Annotated in this window: 10 protein-coding genes and 1 tRNA gene; 7 read left to right on the top strand and 4 right to left on the bottom strand. The window is 44.9% G+C overall.

Annotated elements, in window-relative coordinates; translation table 11 throughout:
• The first annotated feature begins 229 nt into the window (after nucleotides 1–229).
• On the top strand, nucleotides 230–6,106 hold the full coding sequence (locus ACFGVS_RS07100; protein WP_439698037.1) for a DUF3320 domain-containing protein: 5,877 nt from the start codon (nucleotides 230–232) through the stop codon (nucleotides 6,104–6,106).
• A gap of 223 nt (nucleotides 6,107–6,329) precedes the next feature.
• Here the strand turns inward: ACFGVS_RS07100 and ACFGVS_RS07095 are convergent, their stop codons facing one another.
• Nucleotides 6,330–6,854 carry a hypothetical protein gene (locus ACFGVS_RS07095; RefSeq protein ID WP_439698036.1) on the bottom strand — a complete coding sequence of 175 codons (525 nt, stop codon included), beginning with the start codon at nucleotides 6,852–6,854 and terminating at the stop codon, nucleotides 6,330–6,332.
• Between the two features lie 169 nt (nucleotides 6,855–7,023).
• Between ACFGVS_RS07095 and ACFGVS_RS07090 the strand changes: the two genes are divergently transcribed.
• A complete protein-coding gene (locus ACFGVS_RS07090; protein WP_439698035.1) occupies nucleotides 7,024–7,404 on the top strand; it encodes a hypothetical protein in 381 nt (126 codons plus the stop codon).
• A 193-nt stretch (nucleotides 7,405–7,597) separates the two neighbouring features.
• Here the strand turns inward: ACFGVS_RS07090 and ACFGVS_RS07085 are convergent.
• Nucleotides 7,598–7,679, bottom strand: a tRNA-Leu gene (locus ACFGVS_RS07085).
• A gap of 221 nt (nucleotides 7,680–7,900) precedes the next feature.
• Here ACFGVS_RS07085 and ACFGVS_RS07080 point away from each other — a divergent pair.
• From ACFGVS_RS07080 to ACFGVS_RS07065, 4 genes are all read left to right on the top strand, one after another.
• On the top strand, nucleotides 7,901–8,242 hold the full coding sequence (locus ACFGVS_RS07080; RefSeq protein ID WP_274212955.1) for a hypothetical protein: 342 nt from the start codon (nucleotides 7,901–7,903) through the stop codon (nucleotides 8,240–8,242).
• A gap of 35 nt (nucleotides 8,243–8,277) precedes the next feature.
• Nucleotides 8,278–8,739 (top strand): DUF4268 domain-containing protein, encoded by a 462-nt coding sequence (locus tag ACFGVS_RS07075; protein WP_274212956.1) that lies wholly within the window; start codon nucleotides 8,278–8,280, stop codon nucleotides 8,737–8,739.
• 403 nt (nucleotides 8,740–9,142) lie between these two features.
• Entirely contained in the window at nucleotides 9,143–11,614 is a 2,472-nt protein-coding gene (locus ACFGVS_RS07070) for a glutaminase domain-containing protein (protein WP_439698034.1), read from the top strand.
• 180 nt (nucleotides 11,615–11,794) lie between these two features.
• The gene (locus tag ACFGVS_RS07065) at nucleotides 11,795–11,923 is read left to right on the top strand and encodes a hypothetical protein (RefSeq protein WP_439698033.1); all 129 of its coding nucleotides are present in this window, start codon (nucleotides 11,795–11,797) and stop codon (nucleotides 11,921–11,923) included.
• A 46-nt stretch (nucleotides 11,924–11,969) separates the two neighbouring features.
• On the opposite strand, the gene ACFGVS_RS07060 is transcribed toward ACFGVS_RS07065, so the two are convergent.
• On the bottom strand, nucleotides 11,970–12,395 hold the full coding sequence (locus tag ACFGVS_RS07060; protein ID WP_439698032.1) for an alpha/beta hydrolase: 426 nt from the start codon (nucleotides 12,393–12,395) through the stop codon (nucleotides 11,970–11,972).
• A 132-nt stretch (nucleotides 12,396–12,527) separates the two neighbouring features.
• On the bottom strand, nucleotides 12,528–13,331 hold the full coding sequence (locus tag ACFGVS_RS07055; protein ID WP_439698031.1) for an alpha/beta fold hydrolase: 804 nt from the start codon (nucleotides 13,329–13,331) through the stop codon (nucleotides 12,528–12,530).
• A gap of 386 nt (nucleotides 13,332–13,717) precedes the next feature.
• On the opposite strand from ACFGVS_RS07055, the gene ACFGVS_RS07050 reads away from it, so the two are divergent.
• Nucleotides 13,718–17,161 carry a ThuA domain-containing protein gene (locus ACFGVS_RS07050; RefSeq protein WP_439698030.1) on the top strand — a complete coding sequence of 1,148 codons (3,444 nt, stop codon included), beginning with the start codon at nucleotides 13,718–13,720 and terminating at the stop codon, nucleotides 17,159–17,161.
• The last annotated feature ends 9 nt before the right edge of the window (nucleotides 17,162–17,170 follow it).

The raw sequence follows: 17,170 nt of genomic DNA, 5'->3' as shown, positions 1-17,170 counted from the left end.
GCCAATGTTTGTGTAAATATTGAATGTGTTATATGAGTAACGAATCGAAGGTGATTAAGTAATGCTGTGAATACACTATACTATCGAAATCACAACGTCTTTTTTATACGAGAATCATGTGTTCCCACCAATCCCCCATGCCCATATTTTAGCTGGGTATATTAAAAAAACACATTCGCAGCGTTTAATATGGAACAGATAAAAATAAATATCTATCTTTTCAACTAATATGAGCACGCGTATTTTAACAGCAACAGATATCAACCTTACATATACCCCTGTAATCAATTTCGCCCTTCAGCAAAACCATGTGCCGGTAATCCGGTCGCTGGTAATTAACAACACCACCCGGGCTGAGTGGAATGCCCTGGAAGTTGAAATTACTGTTGAACCGGCTTTTGCGCCTTTATGGAAAAGGATTTACGGGTATGTAAAACAAGGGGATGCCTTTGAAACAGGTGCTATACAGCTCAACCTTTCAGCCCAATACCTGGCCGAATTAACCGAGAAGGTATCGGGTACTATAAATATTATTATCCGTAATGGTGATGAACTGCTATTGTCGGAAAATCGCCCGATAGAACTGCTTGCTTATGACCAATGGAACGGGCTGGGCTTGCTGCCCGAGATGCTGGCGGCTTTTGTAACGCCCAATCACCCGGAAATACCGAAGATCCTTCGCCGGGCATCTGCCATTTTACAAAGCTGGACGGATAACCCTTCATTTGATGATTACCAAAGCCGCAGCCCCGATAGGGTTCGTAAGCAAATGGCCGCCATTTACGAGGCCATTGCCGAGCAGCAACTAATATATTGCACCGTACCTGCCAGCTTTGAAGAAAGCGGCCAGCGCATCCGTTTGTGCGATGCCATATTTGCCAACAGGCTGGCCAATTGCCTCGATCTATCGTTGCTATATGCCGCCTGTATGGAGGCTGTTGGTATCCACCCGATTATTATAATAGTGAAAGGGCACGCCTTTGTCGGCGGCTGGCTGGTTGATGAGTCATTTGCCGATGCTGTTAACGATGATCCATCGCTTATTACCAAACGTACGGCGGATGGCATAAGCGAGATAGCCATTGTAGAAGCTACCTGCATGAATGCGGGCAACAATACCTCATTTGATTCGGCTGCGGCATCGGCCGGGCAAAAGATGCTGAATACCAGTGAATTTATATTGTTTATAGATATTAAGCGTGCCCGCTTTAGCGGCATACGGCCGCTGCCCTTGCGGGTAAAAACCGCTGCAGGCTGGGAGATTATTGAAGAAAACCGGCAGGAGCGTGCCAATGCCCTGCCCGAGGAAATTTACGCCGGGCAAAAACTGAAAAATGTAGATCATATTGAGATTTCGAAACAGCGCCTCTGGGAGCGTAAATTACTCGACCTTACGTTGCGTAACAGCCTCCTCAATATCCGGATAACCAAAAGCGTAGTACAATTTATGACCGTGAACGTAGGTAAACTGGAAGATGCCTTGGCCGATGGGCAGGAATTCCAGGTGTTGCCAAGGCCGGCCGATTGGGATAATTCGCTACGCGATGCCGGCATGTACCAGGCGCTGCATCAATCGGACCCGATCGCCGAGCTGATCCAACACGAGCTGAGTCAAAAACGTATCCGTAGTTTTTTGCCTGAGCCGGAGCTAACCAACGGCCTTACCAGTTTATTCCGCACCTCGCGGTTATCCATCGAGGAGAATGGAGCTAACACCCTTTATATCGGCCTGGGCTTGTTAAGATGGTACGAAACTGATGCCAGCGAGCGGCCAAGGTATGCACCTGTTTTACTGATTCCGGTCGAGATCATCCGTAAATCGGCTCAAAAAGGCTATGTAATTCGCAGCCGCGACGAGGAAACCATGGTGAACATTACCCTGCTGGAAATGATAAGGCAGGATTTTGGCATCACCATTGGCGGCCTGGATACGTTGCCTAAAGACGAAAGCGGGGTAGATGTAAAGCTGATATTTAATATTGTACGGCAGGCCATTATGGCCAAATCAAGATGGGATGTAGAGGAACAGGCGGTGCTGGGAACCTTTTCGTTCAGTAAATTTATCCTCTGGAACGATATTCATAACAACGCCGATCATCTTTATCGCAATAAGGTGGTAGCCAGCCTGGTATCGGGCAAGCTGGAGTGGCAGGCACAGGGAAATGCCGATGTGTCGCTGATACAGGATAGCCAGCTGCACCCGGCAAACATCGCGCTCCCCATCAGTACCGATTCATCGCAGTTGCAGGCCATTGTAAGTTCGGGCCAGGAAAAAAGCTTTGTGCTGCACGGGCCTCCGGGTACCGGTAAGTCGCAAACTATTACCAATATTATAGCCAATGCCCTATATGCCGGGAAGCGGGTGCTTTTTGTTGCGGCAAAAAAAGCCGCTCTTGAGGTGGTGGAAGACAGGCTGGAATCAATAGGTATAGGTGATTTTTGCCTCGAGCTGCATTCCAACAAATCAAAAAAAACAGCAGTGTTGGAGCAACTGAAAGCAGCTACCGAGGTAGCCCGCAAAGCCGCCCCCGAAAGCCATCGCGACGAGGCCGACCGCCTGTTTGCGCTGAGAAATGAATTGAATACTTATGTTGAAGTGCTGCATAAAAAATATCCGTTCGGGTATTCGTTGTTTGATTTGTTTAGCAGCTATAGTCGTTTTGAAAAAGGGGAGGATAAGGTATTTTTCGCAGCAGGCGCGATTGCGCAGCTAAGCCCCGCAAAGCTAACTGCCTGGCACGATGTGGCCGAAGAATTACAGGTAGCCGGTGCACTAATAGGCCAGCCTGCCAACCATGCCCTGCAATACATGCGTTTGCAGCAATATAATAACCAGGTAAAGCAAGACGCCGGTCAATTGATAGAGCACCTGCTTGACCTCCTGAGTCAATACCAAAGCCAGCTTATTGGTGTAAGCAGGTTGCTGAAAATAAACGGGTTGGTTAAAAGCAAGGAGCAACAACAGTCATTACATACCCTGGTAAGCTTACTGCTTGAATTGTCCGATATCCCGGCATCATTGCTGCAGGCCGATTTCCTGGAGCAAACTTTTGCCCAGGTGGTAGGGATTGCGGCCCACGGGCAACAGCGCGATAAACTACGTTCGGCCTTGCTTGGCCGGTACCAAAAGGAGGTTTTAGCTATACCAGCCCAAAGAATTTTATCTGAATGGAATATTGCTTATGGTAAATGGTTTTTACCACGGTGGCTGGGCCAGCGGGCAATTGTTAAAAACATGCGCGCGCTTTCAGTCACGGGGCAAATTGATAAATCGGCTATTGCCGAGGACTTGCAGCAGGTGATAGCCTTCCGGGCAGAACAGGATGTGATTGACAAATCTGCTTTTTTACCCGGCCTGCTCGGCTTTTTATGGAAAAATGGCGATCCCGACTGGGACGCGTTAATCCGTATAAGCGATGCCGTTATCAGTATTAACCGCGCCGCAGGAACGCTTGTAGGTGCCACCCAGTTGAGGGAGTGGCGTGCGGCATTATCGCGTGAGTTTACCGAAGGCAGCAGGGCGTTTATTATCCAAAACTCCGGCACGCTAGGCAGTTTACTGGCTACGGCACAGCAAGTGACTACTACCGAAGGGCAAATTCAACAACTGTTGGGCATAAACTTTGCCACGTTGCCTGTTGTTACCGGTGATTACACTGCCGACCTGATTGATGAGGCCGTTAAGTGGGTGCAACACCTTGACGAATTGAAAGATTGGTACAACTGGACATCGACACGGGACAAAGCCCTGGCCGCGGGATTAGACCCCTTGCTTACCGCTTACGAAAAAGGTAATATGACAAATGCCGACCTGGTGAGGCAGTTTCAGAAAGGGTTTTACCGCTCGGCCGCCGAATATATATTGAGTATGCACCCGGAACTGGCCAGTTTTAACAGTGGTTTGTTTGGCGAAAAAATAAGGAAGTTTCGTGAGGTGAGCAGCAAGTTTGAAATGCTCACCCGGCAGGAGTTATACGCAAGGCTGGCAGCAAACATCCCTTCATTTACGCAGGAGGCTTCGCAAAGCTCAGAAATTGGCATGTTGCAGCGGGTAATTAGGAATAACGGGCGGGCTATGTCTATCCGCAAAATATTTGATGGCATTCCTAATTTATTGCACCGGCTGGCTCCTTGTATGCTGATGAGCCCGATATCGGTAGCCCAGTATTTTGATGCCGGCAACCCTAAGTTTGACCTGGTGATATTTGATGAAGCATCACAGTTGCCCACCTGCGAAGCAGTTGGCGCCATTGCCCGTGGTACAAACGTAATAGTAGTAGGCGACCCTAAACAAATGCCGCCGACCAGCTTTTTTGCCACCAATAACTTTGATGAGGACAATGTGGAGAAGGAAGACCTGGAGAGCATCCTGGACGATTGCCTTGCGCTATCCATGCCATCGCAACACTTGCTGTGGCATTACAGGAGCAAGCACGAAAGTTTAATTGCGTTTAGCAACGCCAAATATTATGATAATAAGCTGCTTACCTTCCCATCAACGGATGATATTACCAGTAAAGTAAGTTTTGTACCTGTAGAGGGGCATTACGATAAAGGCAAGAGCAGGCAAAATAAATACGAAGCCAAAGCGATTGTTGATGAGGTGATTAAGCGATTGTCTGATCCGTTGCTGGCCAAAAAGAGCATTGGTATTGTAACTTTTAGTTCGGTGCAGCAGTTGCTGATAGATGATATGCTGACAGAGGTCTTTGTACTTAGGCCCGACCTGGAAAAGATCGCCCTGGAAACCGGTGAACCCTTGTTTATCAAAAACCTGGAGAACGTTCAGGGTGACGAACGCGATGTGATCCTGTTTTCTATTGGCTACGGGCCTGATGAAAAGGGTAGGGTAAGCCTTAATTTTGGCCCGGTAAACCGCGATGGCGGATGGCGCAGGCTAAATGTAGCCGTATCAAGGGCAAGGTACGAGATGAAAGTATTTTCAACTTTAAGGTCAGATCAGATAGATCTTAACCGTACATCATCCGAAGGAGTTGCAGGGCTAAAAGCATTTTTAGCTTATGCCGAAAAGGGAAAAAGCGCTTTGCCGCCACGCGCATCGGTAAAACAAAAAGAAGATGGCGGGTTTGAACTGAGCATAGCCGAATCGGTTCGTAAACAGGGGTATGAAGTACATAGCCAGATAGGGTGTTCTGATTTTAGGATCGACCTTGGCATTGTGGATAAGGAAAATCCATCGGCATATATTTTGGGCGTTTTAACCGATGGCAAAAACTATCATGCGGCAACCACCTCGCGCGACAGGGAGATAGTGCAGGTTGATGTGTTAAAATCGTTAGGATGGAATGTGCACAAGATCTGGTCGACAGAATGGTGGGAGAAGCCGGACAAAGTTATCAGCGGCATAATGGATGCCGTTACTAAAGCAGAAGAAAGTAAAAAGAAAGCCGCCGAACCGGCGGTAACGGAAAAAGCAAAACCGGTACCACCCCGGCCCGAAGACTTAAATAACAAACCATCATTTAACCAGGCTGTTCCCGAAACACAAGCCCGGCCTGCAACCCCGGCTGTTTCAAAAGTTGCCGAAGCATATGAGGTTAGCTACTTAGATACTGTTCATACCCTGACAGTCGATGATTTTATCATGCAGCATAACCGCGGCAAGCTCAAAGCACAGGTGTTTAATGTGCTGCAAGCAGAATCGCCGATAAGCAAGGATCTGCTCATCAGGCGTGTATTGGCAGCATGGGGAATTAACCGGGTAACTGCACGATACGTTAATCACCTGGATGGAGTATTTGAGCAGATGAACCTCACCCAAACCAAAACCACAGGGGGCAATGTGTATTTCTGGAAAGCAGATCAGAATCCCGAAAAATATAGCATCTATCGCGTTGCCAAAACTGATGACGATAAACGGGATGCTGATGACCTGCCGCCCGAAGAAGTAGCGAATGCCATCCGCGAAATTCTCCATAACCAGGTGAGCCTGGCCCGGGCCGACCTGATAAGGGAAGGGGCGAAGCTGTTTGGTTTTGCCAGGATAGGCGCCAATGTAGAAAGCGCTATGCTAAGCGGTATTAATATTGTCGTGAATAAGGGTTTTGCAACGGTAAATGGCGAGCGGGTAGTTTATAAAAGCTAATCTGTGGACATGAAAATAGGCGATATCCGGTAGCAAAAAGATCAACTCAATACCTCTTCAAAATTGATGAAAACGTATTAGAGTTTTGATTTTTAGGACTAATTTTTTGTGTCCCTTAATGCTCCTATATTGTTATATACAGGAGAGGGGAACCTGTGCGGGAGTTAGAACGCATTGAAGATATTTTATTGATAATTAAAGAGATACCCATTAATTGGTAATCTCACATGGAATCCAATTCTTCTTTGTTCTTTTTTATTACATCTATGAGGATTTTTTTTACCGAATCACGACTTTCAGGTAATATTTCACTAAGCCATTTAATACCTTCTTCTTGTGGCCAACCGCCATAGGGTTCTGCGCTCACTGCTAATATTCGATGTTGTACGAAATTTACAACTTCATCAAAGTCGATATTTTCTCCTAATGAATAAACTATCGCCAACAATCCATTTCTGATTAAAATATCAGTTAGCCCCGGCCGGAAATAGCATAACACAGATATAGAGGCTAACTCAAGTTCTGCCGCTGCAAATGTATTGGTTTGTATTTTTTTGGAAAAGTGCGAGTAGTTTATTAAAATCTCACTATCTGTCAGAGACTGGTCGTGGCTGAGCAATCTTTTGTAAATATTTTGTAATGAATCAAACCGTTTATCAGAATGGATGCTTTCAAATCGAAGTTTGTTTTTCAAAGAGCAATCAGGCTGCGTATCTTTAACAAAATAGTTTCTTATTCTTTTCAGCATGAGTCAAATATAAGACTAATACCCAAAAAAGCTGACTTACTAAGTTGACGAGCTTAAGGGATTCCACAAAATGCTTCCGTTGCACCAGGTAGGGTTATAACAGGATGCTTTGACGATATTTTATTGATAACTAAATATATTTACAAGCCAAAGCCATGATTGTATGACGATGCCAAAACAAATTTTAAAGTTTATCGACGCGCAGTACGACTTGTACATTGGATACGATGAGATAGTTTTTTTCAAACCAAAGAAAATCGCAGAATTACAAGTCGGTTACAGTTATGACCATGCTGGCAAATCATTCGCAGATGAGACAAAAGGAAGTTGGAATAATAGTTGGATAGTAATCGCAAAAGATCAATCGGGGGATTCAATATTTGTAGACTCAGGTTCCAGTCGATTTACGGTTTATGCTGCTGCGCATGGCGAAGGGGCCTGGGAGCCATACGTTATATCTGACAGTTTGTTTGAATTTAATGAAGTTATCGAACTATTGCCAAAAATGTCTTTTGGTAGAAGTAATCCTGTAGGGATCGAAGAAAATTGAATCAGTAATAAAGATAAAGTTGATTTCCTCAGATACGTTTCTCGAAAAAGTCCAAATACAGAACTTTGGTATTGGGAGCAATTTTTTGAATAGTATAGACGACTAACGCTACCGAAATTAGATCAGCCTCGTAGCTTTTTAAGTTGGTTTAAACAAAAAGCCCAATCAAATTGACCGGGCTTTTAACTTGCTGTGCGGAAGAAGGGACTCGAACCCCCACGCCTCGCGGCGCCAGATCCTAAGTCTGGTGCGGCTACCAATTACGCCACTTCCGCATTAGGATTTTTAACAGGTCGCAAAGATAGTGTTTTAAGGTAAATTATAAAACATAATTTTTGTTTTTTGTTTATCTGCCTCATTACTTTGACATTAAATTTAAATTAATGTCATCAATTGAAATGGCGGCAGGTATTTGATTTAGTTTCTTTTGATGTCTCATCCGTCCGAACAATTTTCGCGCTAACTTGTAATACAACTAATAAACAAAAACTAAACTATGCCACGTACAGTAAGCTATCAAATCAATAAAGACAACGGAAGCCCTATAAGTATCATCATTGAGCCGGTACAAACCCAGTCGTCAAACAACAGCCTTGATTTTACGGGCGTTTACGCATTATATAAAGGCGACAGCCATGGTGTAGCCCACTTATTGGAACTGCAGGAAATAGCGCCCGAAATAGGGGATAGCCTACCGCTGGTAGAAGATGTACTTAACCCGGCTTTTTTAGGACGCCTGACCTACGATAACAACAAATTAAAGTGGGACTATACCGGCGGGCCCCTTTCGGCAAATGAACAGGCGCAGGTGGTAGCGTTTATACAAAGCACAAAATAATCTATAAATTCGCCGCGTAATAAATATAACAACTATTGTACTCGCGCGATCAGGCATCACAAATTAAACAGGCATTCTGGACAGCTTTTGGCCAATATATTGCGCCGCAGCCATCGGCCGATGGCTTACGCATTAACTGGGTTAATTATAAAACGGGCATCAAACACCTGCATTTTAAAATGCAGGCTGATAAAAGGTCTGCATTTGTTGGTATCGAAATTTCGCATCCCGATTTGGGCATGCAAGAACTCGTTTTTGATCAGTTTAAAGAACTTAAATTAGTATTTGACGCCAGCATAGGCGAGGAATGGGACTGGCTGCTGCACACTATCGATGATAACGATAAAACAGTAAGCCGTATCATCAAAACCCTGCCCAACGTAAGCGTATTTAACCAAAACGACTGGCCCGCACTAATCTCCTTTTTCAAACCCAGGATCATCGCCTTAGACGATTTCTGGAGCACCGCAAGTTATAGTTTCGATTTGTTTAAGTAGGTGTTTCAGATGTGCAGATATGCAGATTTTAGATGTGCAGATTTTAAATTTCAGATGATGGGATGATATTAAATGAGATGACGGTTTGATTTCTGCCAATGCCGTAATTAAAAAAACTGAATTTATCGAATTAAAGATTGACAGAATTTTGTCTGAATTTCGAATAATGAAGTAAAGGAGCACTAAGACTTAGTTCATTTTCAAATCTTCAAATTTTCACATCCTCAAATAATTTTTCATCTGCACATCTAAAATCTGCATATCTGCACATCCGCTTTCTACAATTCGTATCAATTAATCGTCTATTTGACGCTTTCTGGTAAAAGCGTTTATTAATTGAAAAAGAAAACCAAATATTTACCGTTGGTACTTATCAATCTATATAATAACACTACTAAAACACATGAAGAGGTTTCCATTAACCGTTTGTATTTCAATTTTGGGGCTGTTTGCCCGGGCGCAGGATGTTAAGGCGCCGGCTTATCCGCTTATTACGCACAATCCTTATTTCAGTATCTGGTCGTCTACCGATGATTTAAATGAATCAACAACTCACCACTGGACAGGAAAGGATCAGTCACTTTTGGGCCTGATAAAGGTGGATGGCGAGGTTTACCGTTTTATGGGTAAGGAACCGGTACACTACAAAACCCTGGTACCCGGCGGCGATGAAAAACCTTACGAAGTAAAGTATACCGAAACAAAGCCATCAGATAACTGGGCCGACGGAAAATTTGACGATACAGCATGGAAAACGGGTACTGCGCCTTTTAGCGACGACCCCAAGCAAGGCAAAACAGTGTGGACAAGCCGCGACATTTGGGTGCGCCGCGTGTTTACCTTCCATAAAGCAGACATTAATAAACTGTTCCTGAAACTTCACCACGATGATGAAACCGAAGTATATCTTAATGGCGAGAAAATAAACGTAAGCAGCGGCGCCAACGGCGATCTGCAAATGATGCCGCTTAAGGATGATGTAGCCGGTAAACTGAAGGAAGGCGAAAACGTATTGGCTTTGCATTGTACCAATACCGGAGGCGGTGCTGCCCTTGATGCTGGCTTTGCCGATGAACTAAAAGCTACCCAACATGCCGATATCCAGGTAGCTAAACAAACCCACGTTGAGGTTACGGCTACCCAAACCATGTATGCATTTAAGTGCGGCAAAATTGATTTGCAGGTAACGTTTACATCACCTTTGTTAATGAATAACCTTGATTTGATGGCAAGGCCAATATCGTACATTACTTACAGGGTAAAGTCAAACAATGGGCAGGCACACAACGTACAGGTTTATTTGGGCGCATCTGCGGATATTGCCCGTAACAAACCATCACAGCCTGTTACAACCCAAAAGTATGAAACAAGCACTTTGTCGGTATTAAAAGCAGGAACTATTGAGCAGCCTATTTTACAAAAACGCGGTGACGATTTACGGATAGATTGGGGATATATGTATGTTGCGGTGCCAAAATCGGCCGCTGCCACCCAGTATATCAGCACAGGTGATGAAGCGGTGACTTCGTTTTTTAAAAACGACAGTAAATCAACTGTAAAAGAAGGTACAGATGTGGTACTAAATACGGTAGTGCCATTTGGTAAAGTAGGTAAAACAACGGTTGAACATTTTGTTGAATTAGGCTACGATGATATTACGCCCGTTCAGTATTTTCATGTAAACTTAAAACCATACTGGCAAAACGCGCAAATTAAAACTATTGACCAGCTGCTGGCTAAAGCAGCAGCCGATTACCCCGTGATTACTAAAAACTGCGCGGTTTTTAACGCACTGATGTATCACGATGCTCTAAAAGCAGGTGGTGATAAATATGCTAAACTTTGCGCGTTGGCTTATCGCCAGGCAATAAGCGCTCATATATTGGTAAAAAGTCCGCAGGGCGAACTCTTATTTTTATCGAAAGAGAATTTTAGTAATGGATCTATTAACACTGTTGACGTAACTTATCCTTCGGCGCCATTATTCCTCATTTACAATCCAAAACTGATGGAAGGTATGCTGAATGGTATTTTCTATTTCAGCGAAACCGGTAAATTTCCGCATGATTTTGCGGCGCATGATTTAGGTACCTACCCACTGGCAAACGGCCAAACTTATGGCGAAGGTATGCCGGTTGAAGAGTCGGGCAATATGCTGGCGCTTACAGCGGCCCTTGTTAAAGCAAATGGTAATAACCCTGCTTATGCCAAAAAGCATTGGAAAACTTTAACCGCATGGACTAACTACCTGGTTCGTGAAGGCGGCGACCCGGCAAACCAATTGTGTACCGATGACTTTGCCGGTCACCTGGCGCGCAACGCAAACTTATCTGCCAAAGCCATAGTGGGAGTGGGCTGTTACGCTCACCTGGCCGATTTAATGGGCGATAAAGCCACCAGTACCAAATACAGGGCTATAGCCAAAGAAATGGTTGCCAAATGGATGAAACTTGCCGATGCCGGTGATCATTACTCGCTTGTGTTTGAAAAGCCAGAAACCTGGAGCCAGAAATATAATATTGTATGGGATAAAATTCTTGGCTTAAACCTGTTCCCGCAATCGGTTTACGACCGCGAGGTTAAATTTTATCTCAGCAAACAAAACGAATTTGGCTTACCATTGGATAGTCGTAAAACTTATACCAAAAGCGACTGGATTATATGGACAGCCACCCTGGCCAAAAGCAACGACGATTTTAAGACCCTTGTTGCCCCGGTTTACAAATACGCCATGGAAACCCCAACCCGCGTACCCCTAAGCGATTGGCACGAAACCACCGATGGCAAACAGGTAGGTTTCCAGGCGCGCAGCGTTGTAGGCGGATATTTTATTAAGGAACTACAGGAAAAGTGGAAACCAACTGCCCGGAAATAGAGTCAAGAATTAAGAGTCAAGAACTATTTGTCTTGTCCTTGTGGGTTCTAAACCCACAAGGACATTTTTTTTGCAACATTTAAAAAAAATCTGAGTTCTGAGTAAAATAGCCATTAAGATAATAAAAAATCAAAAAATTTGATAAATCTGTTCAATCCAGGTTCAGAAAAAAATCTTGTTATGAATGCAACAATTGATGAGTTAATATTATTGGGGATGTTGGCAAAAATGTTTGATAAAATGCCATCTGAAAAGTGGCAACTGCACATGAGCAATGCCGAGGCGTTTTTAAGGAAACTGGATGGGTGAAAGCTTTTATAGTGCAGGTTTTTCTGTTGTCGGGGCAGCGTGGCCGTTATAAGTTTTTTATATCGTTTGCTACCAGGTCAATGCTATTGCACAACTGATGTCCACCGCTCTCAATTTCGCGAAAAGTGGCCGTCGGGAGTTTCTGCCTGTACAATTCGAGATAGTTAAACGGTACCTCTTCATCGTCGCGGCAATGGTAAAAGAATATCGGGGTGCCTTCAGGAAGGTTTTCGGCAAAATCCTCCTGAAGCTTTAATCCTTGTTTCCATTCCTCTTTGCCACTCCTAAAAGACGTAGCTAACAGGAAAATACCAGCTAAACTTTTGGGAAATATATTTTCAGCGAGGTATTTAAGCAGCAACGATGCGCCAAGTGAATGTGCTGCCAAAATAACACCCTCGCCAGCTTTATTAATTTCGTTGCCTATTTGCTTCAGCCAACCAAAATCCGGGGCAGTATCATCGGTTCGCATGCTGGGATAGTTGAGATCATAATCCGTTCCTAAAACTTTTGTAGCGAGTTAACCAGCTTCGCGTCGGCCTCGTAGCCGCCATCGCCTCCGCCCTGGATAAAAAATACTTGTTTTTTATCAGCCTGCTGCATTTTATTTTGCTTCTAAAAACTCATTAAGCATCGCTACAAATAATTGCGGTACCTTACTATCCGGGTTTGGTGCCATAACCTCGCCCATAAAAGCGCCGTGGCTGCCGGGCATTATGGTGAGCCGGCCATGTGGCAATAACCGCGACAATTCTATAGCGTGCTCTGGTGTAATCACATCCTGATCGCTTACGATGACCAGGGTAGGAGCCTGGATGGCTTTGATATCGTCGGTGTTCCAATCCTTAAAGGTCTGCATCCGTTTGGCATCTTTATCTTGCATGTTTTGTAACCCGGCCTGGGTATTGCCCGGTATGCCCAGGTAAACATCTTTGTAAATCTGTGGCATCGAAGATAGGTCTGCTTTGTTTATAAAGTCCCAAAACCAGGGGAACGTTCCGGAACGTTTATAAAGTGCCGAAATGGCAACCAGTTTATGCACTAATTCGGGATGCCTGATAGCCAATTGCAGGGTAGTGCTGCCGCCGTTGCTAAAACCCATAACATCGGCATCTTTAATGCTTAATTGTTTTAGCAGTTCGGCTACATCATCGGCATCCTGCTCAAAAGTTTCGGGAATATCTCTGGCAGATGTGCGTCCGTGATTTTGCAAATCGACCGCAATAACCATATGGGTTTTGGCCAGTTGGGGCATAATTTTACCAAATGAAGTATGCATTGTTGAACCACCACCGTGAATTAATACCAGCGGATGGCCTGTGCCATGAATTTCATAATACATTTTTATGCCGTTTACCTGGGCATATTTACCGGCATCTTGTGCCTGGGTGGTGGTCGCTGTTGTCATAAGTATAATTATAAAAGTAGTGATCTTAATATATAGCAGCATTAAGTTTTTCATAATTCAAATTTAACACCAGGGGCTAATTGCGCAAATAGCAGTATGCGACAAAGTTTAGGGTAGTTTACGACAGGTTGTAAATCGTTTCAGCAAACCAAGGGTAACAATTCATTTACAATGCGCCGCGAGAGCGAAATAAGGGTGTATTTATTACACAGTGGTTTGCTAAATCGTTAATATTGTTGAACCAATTAGTTAGCCGGTACTTTTTTACCGTTACATAATACATATTTATCACCGGGCCTTATCAGCCCATTCTTGCAGCGCTTTTAAGGGTTATTGCCGGCGGGCTTATTGGCAACAAAATGTGCATCAACTAAATCTCTCAACTCATGTCATTAAAATTAAAACTCACCTGTATTTTATTGATAGGGCTCAGTTTTGGGCTGTATTCGTTTAAAAAACCTGTTCCGCGGCAGCATGTGCTGGTTTTCTCAAAAACATTAGGCTGGCATCATTCCTGTATCCCGTTTGGCATCGCCGCTATCCAAAAGCTGGGTAAAGAAAACAACTTCGATGTTGATACCACAACCAATTCTGAAGCTTTTACCGACGAGAATCTTAAAAAATACGATGCCGTTATATTTCAATGTACCACGGGCAATGTACTTAACGCCGCGCAGCAGGCAGCGTTTGAGCGGTACATACAGGCCGGGGGCGGATATGCAGGCTTCCATTCGGCTGCCGATACCGAGTACGACTGGCCATGGTATGGTAAACTGGTGGGCGCTTATTTTTCAAGCCATCCCAATAATTCCAATATCCGTACGGCTACTATAGATGTTACCGACCGTACAAACCCGATAACGGCCGGTTTGCCTGCCCGATGGGAGCGTACCGACGAGTGGTACAACTACAAATCCATCTATAGCGGGATACATATTTTGGCCAGCCTTGACGAAAATACCTACGATGGGGGTACCAATGGGGCAAACCATCCTATCACCTGGTTTCATGAGTTTGATGGGGGCCGCTCATTTTACACTGGCTGCGGGCATACTGATGAAAGCTATAGCGATCCGCTGTTTTTAGGGCAGATGCTTGGTGGCATTAAATATGCCATGGGCAACGGCAAACCGCTGGATTACGGTAAAGCATACGCTAAAGTATCGCCCGATCAAACCCGCTTCATTAAAACGGTATTGGTTAGTAACGTGGCATCGCCTATGGAACTGGCTACGGCTAAAGATGGCCGCGTATTTTTTACCCAGCTGATGGGTAATTTTTCAGTTTATAATACCAAAACCAACCAGTTTAAAGTGATCCATAAATTCCCCATCACTTACCAGGGAGGCACCGGGGTTATTGGCCTAACGCTTGACCCAAATTTTGAAACTAACCAGTTTGTATATATTTATTACATGCCCGAAGGACAAACCGTTGAGCCGTTAAACTTCCAGCTCTCACGCTTTAAATTGAGCCCGGCTAACGTGCTCGACTTGAAATCGGAAAAAGTTTTGTTAAAAGTGCCGGTACAAATAGTAAGCGGCGCACACCACGGCGGCTCATTGGCCTGGGATAAAAACGGTAACCTATACCTGTCTACAGGCGATAGCTCGAGCCCGTTCCCGGCCGATGGTTACGCACCGCTGGACGAACGCCCCGGGAAAGAGCATTTTAGCCTGGATGCCCAACGTAGCGCAGGCAATACCAACGACTTTAAAGGCAAAATACTGCGCATTCATCCCGAGGCTGATGGCACTTACACCATACCCGAAGGAAACCTTTTCCCCAAAGGCATGGCCAAAACTAAACCGGAGATTTATGTGATGGGTTGCCGTAACCCATACCGCATTGCGGTGAATCCCAATACCTCGGTTTTATACTGGGGCGAGATAGGGCCCGATGCCGGTAACGATTCGCCACGTGGTCCGCGTGGATATGACGAGTTTAACCAGGCACGCAAGGCAGGCAACTTTGGCTGGCCGTATTTTGTGGGCAACAACTTTGCCTACTCGCACTGGGATTTTGTTACGGGCACACCGGGGCCAATGTTTGATCCTAAACGCCCGGTAAATAACTCGCCCAATAATACCGGCTTAAGTGTATTGCCACCGGCTACGCCAGCCATGATCTGGTACCCTTACGCTGCATCGGATGAGTTTCCGGAATTGGGATTAGGCGGGCGCTGCGCTATAGGTGGCGATTTTTATAAGTATAATGCCAATGTTAAAAATCCCAATAAGTTCCCTGATTATTACGACGGTAAATTATTTGTTGCCGACTGGATGCGCAACTGGGTAATAAGCCTCACGTTTGATGAAAACGAAAACTATATACGCAACGAAGCTTTTATGCCCGCCAATGGCGATTTCAGGCGGCCTATTGATATGCAATTTGGCCCGGACGGTGGTTTATATATGCTGGAATATGGATCAGTGTACGGTGCGCAAAATGAAGATGCCCGCCTGGTGAAAATTGAATACAACACCGGCAACCGCGCGCCAATTGCCAAAGCCGGTATTACCGATACCGCTATGCAAGCCTACTACCAGCATACCAAATACCTTACTGCCGAGTTGAAGGAAATGCCCGTAAAAAAAGAGATATCAGGCCAGGCACCGCTAACCGTAGGTTTTAACAGCCAGAATAGTAAAGATTTGGATGATGACGATAAAATAACCTATCAGTGGTTGTTTGATGGTAAAACGGTGGGCGCTGCAACCGCCTCGGCAAGCTATACCTATACTAAGCCGGGTGTTTACAAGGCTATTTTAAAAGTTACCGATAAAGGCGGTGCTACAGGGCGTGATACCATTATAGTGAGGGTTGGCAATACCCGGCCGGTGGTTACCATTGCCGGCACTGGTAACAAATCATTCATCCAAAAAGGGCAGCCCTTTAAATACCATGTGGTGGTGAAGGATAAAGAAGACGGTAAGATAGACCCTAAACGGGTGAAGTTATTTTACATCTATAACCCGCAGCCGTCAACCGATGGTAAAACGGTGCAAAGCCTGGCTGCTTTGTCGGCCAACGAGATAAGCTATCCCGGCAAGGCGTTGATGGCCAATAGCGATTGTAAATCGTGCCACCTGGCCAATAAGACCGCTGTAGGGCCAAGTTTTATAGCGATAGCCAACCGGTATAAAACACAAAAAGGATCGGTTGATAAGCTATCCAAAAAAATCATAGCAGGTGGCGCAGGGAGCTGGGGAACCGAGCATGTCATGAGCGCCCACCCGCAGCTTTCGGCGGCCGATACCAAAGAGATTGTGAAATACATATTTTCATTAACCGATAGAAAAAGCAAAGCAACGCCTTTACCGCTTACTGGTAGCCTGAACCTGAAATTTAGCGACGCTGAGCCGCGCGGGCAGTACACGCTGTTTGCATCCTATACAGATAAAGGTGGTAAGGTGGTTGGTCCGCTTACAGGCACCGATGTGGTAACTTTACGCAATGCCGATGTAAAAGCAGTTTATGCTGATGAATTAAAAGGATTCAATCGTTTTAAAGACGATCTGTCGCTGGGTAACCATAAATCGTTTGTGTTGTTCAGGGATGTGGATTTAACCGATATCAAAAAAATGAGCTTCCAATACGGATCGAAGGGTGTTGATGGCGAGATTGAAGTGCGGATGGATTCACAGGCAGGCCCCGTTATTTGTTTGGCAACTTATGGCGATACCGGCAGTTGGGATAAACTAGCCTGGTTAAGCGGCGATGTGCAAAAGCAGGTTACCGGCAAACACAATGTATTTGTTTTTGCCATTAAACGTACCAAACCAAATGATGGCATCCTTAAATTAAGCGATATTCGCTTCGGTCAATAATACAAAACA

The organism is Mucilaginibacter sediminis, from assembly GCF_051903035.1.
Taxonomy (GTDB): Bacteria; Bacteroidota; Bacteroidia; order Sphingobacteriales; family Sphingobacteriaceae; genus Mucilaginibacter.
This window is presented reverse-complemented; position numbering and strand designations above follow the sequence as displayed.

What these genes read in the sequence shown, in the direction of transcription:
- ACFGVS_RS07100 (WP_439698037.1), top strand. Translation starts at nt 230, where the DNA reads ATGAGCACGCGTATTTTAACAGCAACAGATATCAACCTTACATATACC.
- ACFGVS_RS07095 (WP_439698036.1), bottom strand. Translation starts at nt 6,854, where the DNA reads ATGCTGAAAAGAATAAGAAACTATTTTGTTAAAGATACGCAGCCTGAT.
- ACFGVS_RS07090 (WP_439698035.1), top strand. Translation starts at nt 7,024, where the DNA reads ATGCCAAAACAAATTTTAAAGTTTATCGACGCGCAGTACGACTTGTAC.
- ACFGVS_RS07080 (WP_274212955.1), top strand. Translation starts at nt 7,901, where the DNA reads ATGCCACGTACAGTAAGCTATCAAATCAATAAAGACAACGGAAGCCCT.
- ACFGVS_RS07070 (WP_439698034.1), top strand. Translation starts at nt 9,143, where the DNA reads ATGAAGAGGTTTCCATTAACCGTTTGTATTTCAATTTTGGGGCTGTTT.
- ACFGVS_RS07065 (WP_439698033.1), top strand. Translation starts at nt 11,795, where the DNA reads ATGAATGCAACAATTGATGAGTTAATATTATTGGGGATGTTGGCAAAA.
- ACFGVS_RS07060 (WP_439698032.1), bottom strand. Translation starts at nt 12,395, where the DNA reads ATGCGAACCGATGATACTGCCCCGGATTTTGGTTGGCTGAAGCAAATA.
- ACFGVS_RS07055 (WP_439698031.1), bottom strand. Translation starts at nt 13,331, where the DNA reads ATGACAACAGCGACCACCACCCAGGCACAAGATGCCGGTAAATATGCC.
- ACFGVS_RS07050 (WP_439698030.1), top strand. Translation starts at nt 13,718, where the DNA reads ATGTCATTAAAATTAAAACTCACCTGTATTTTATTGATAGGGCTCAGT.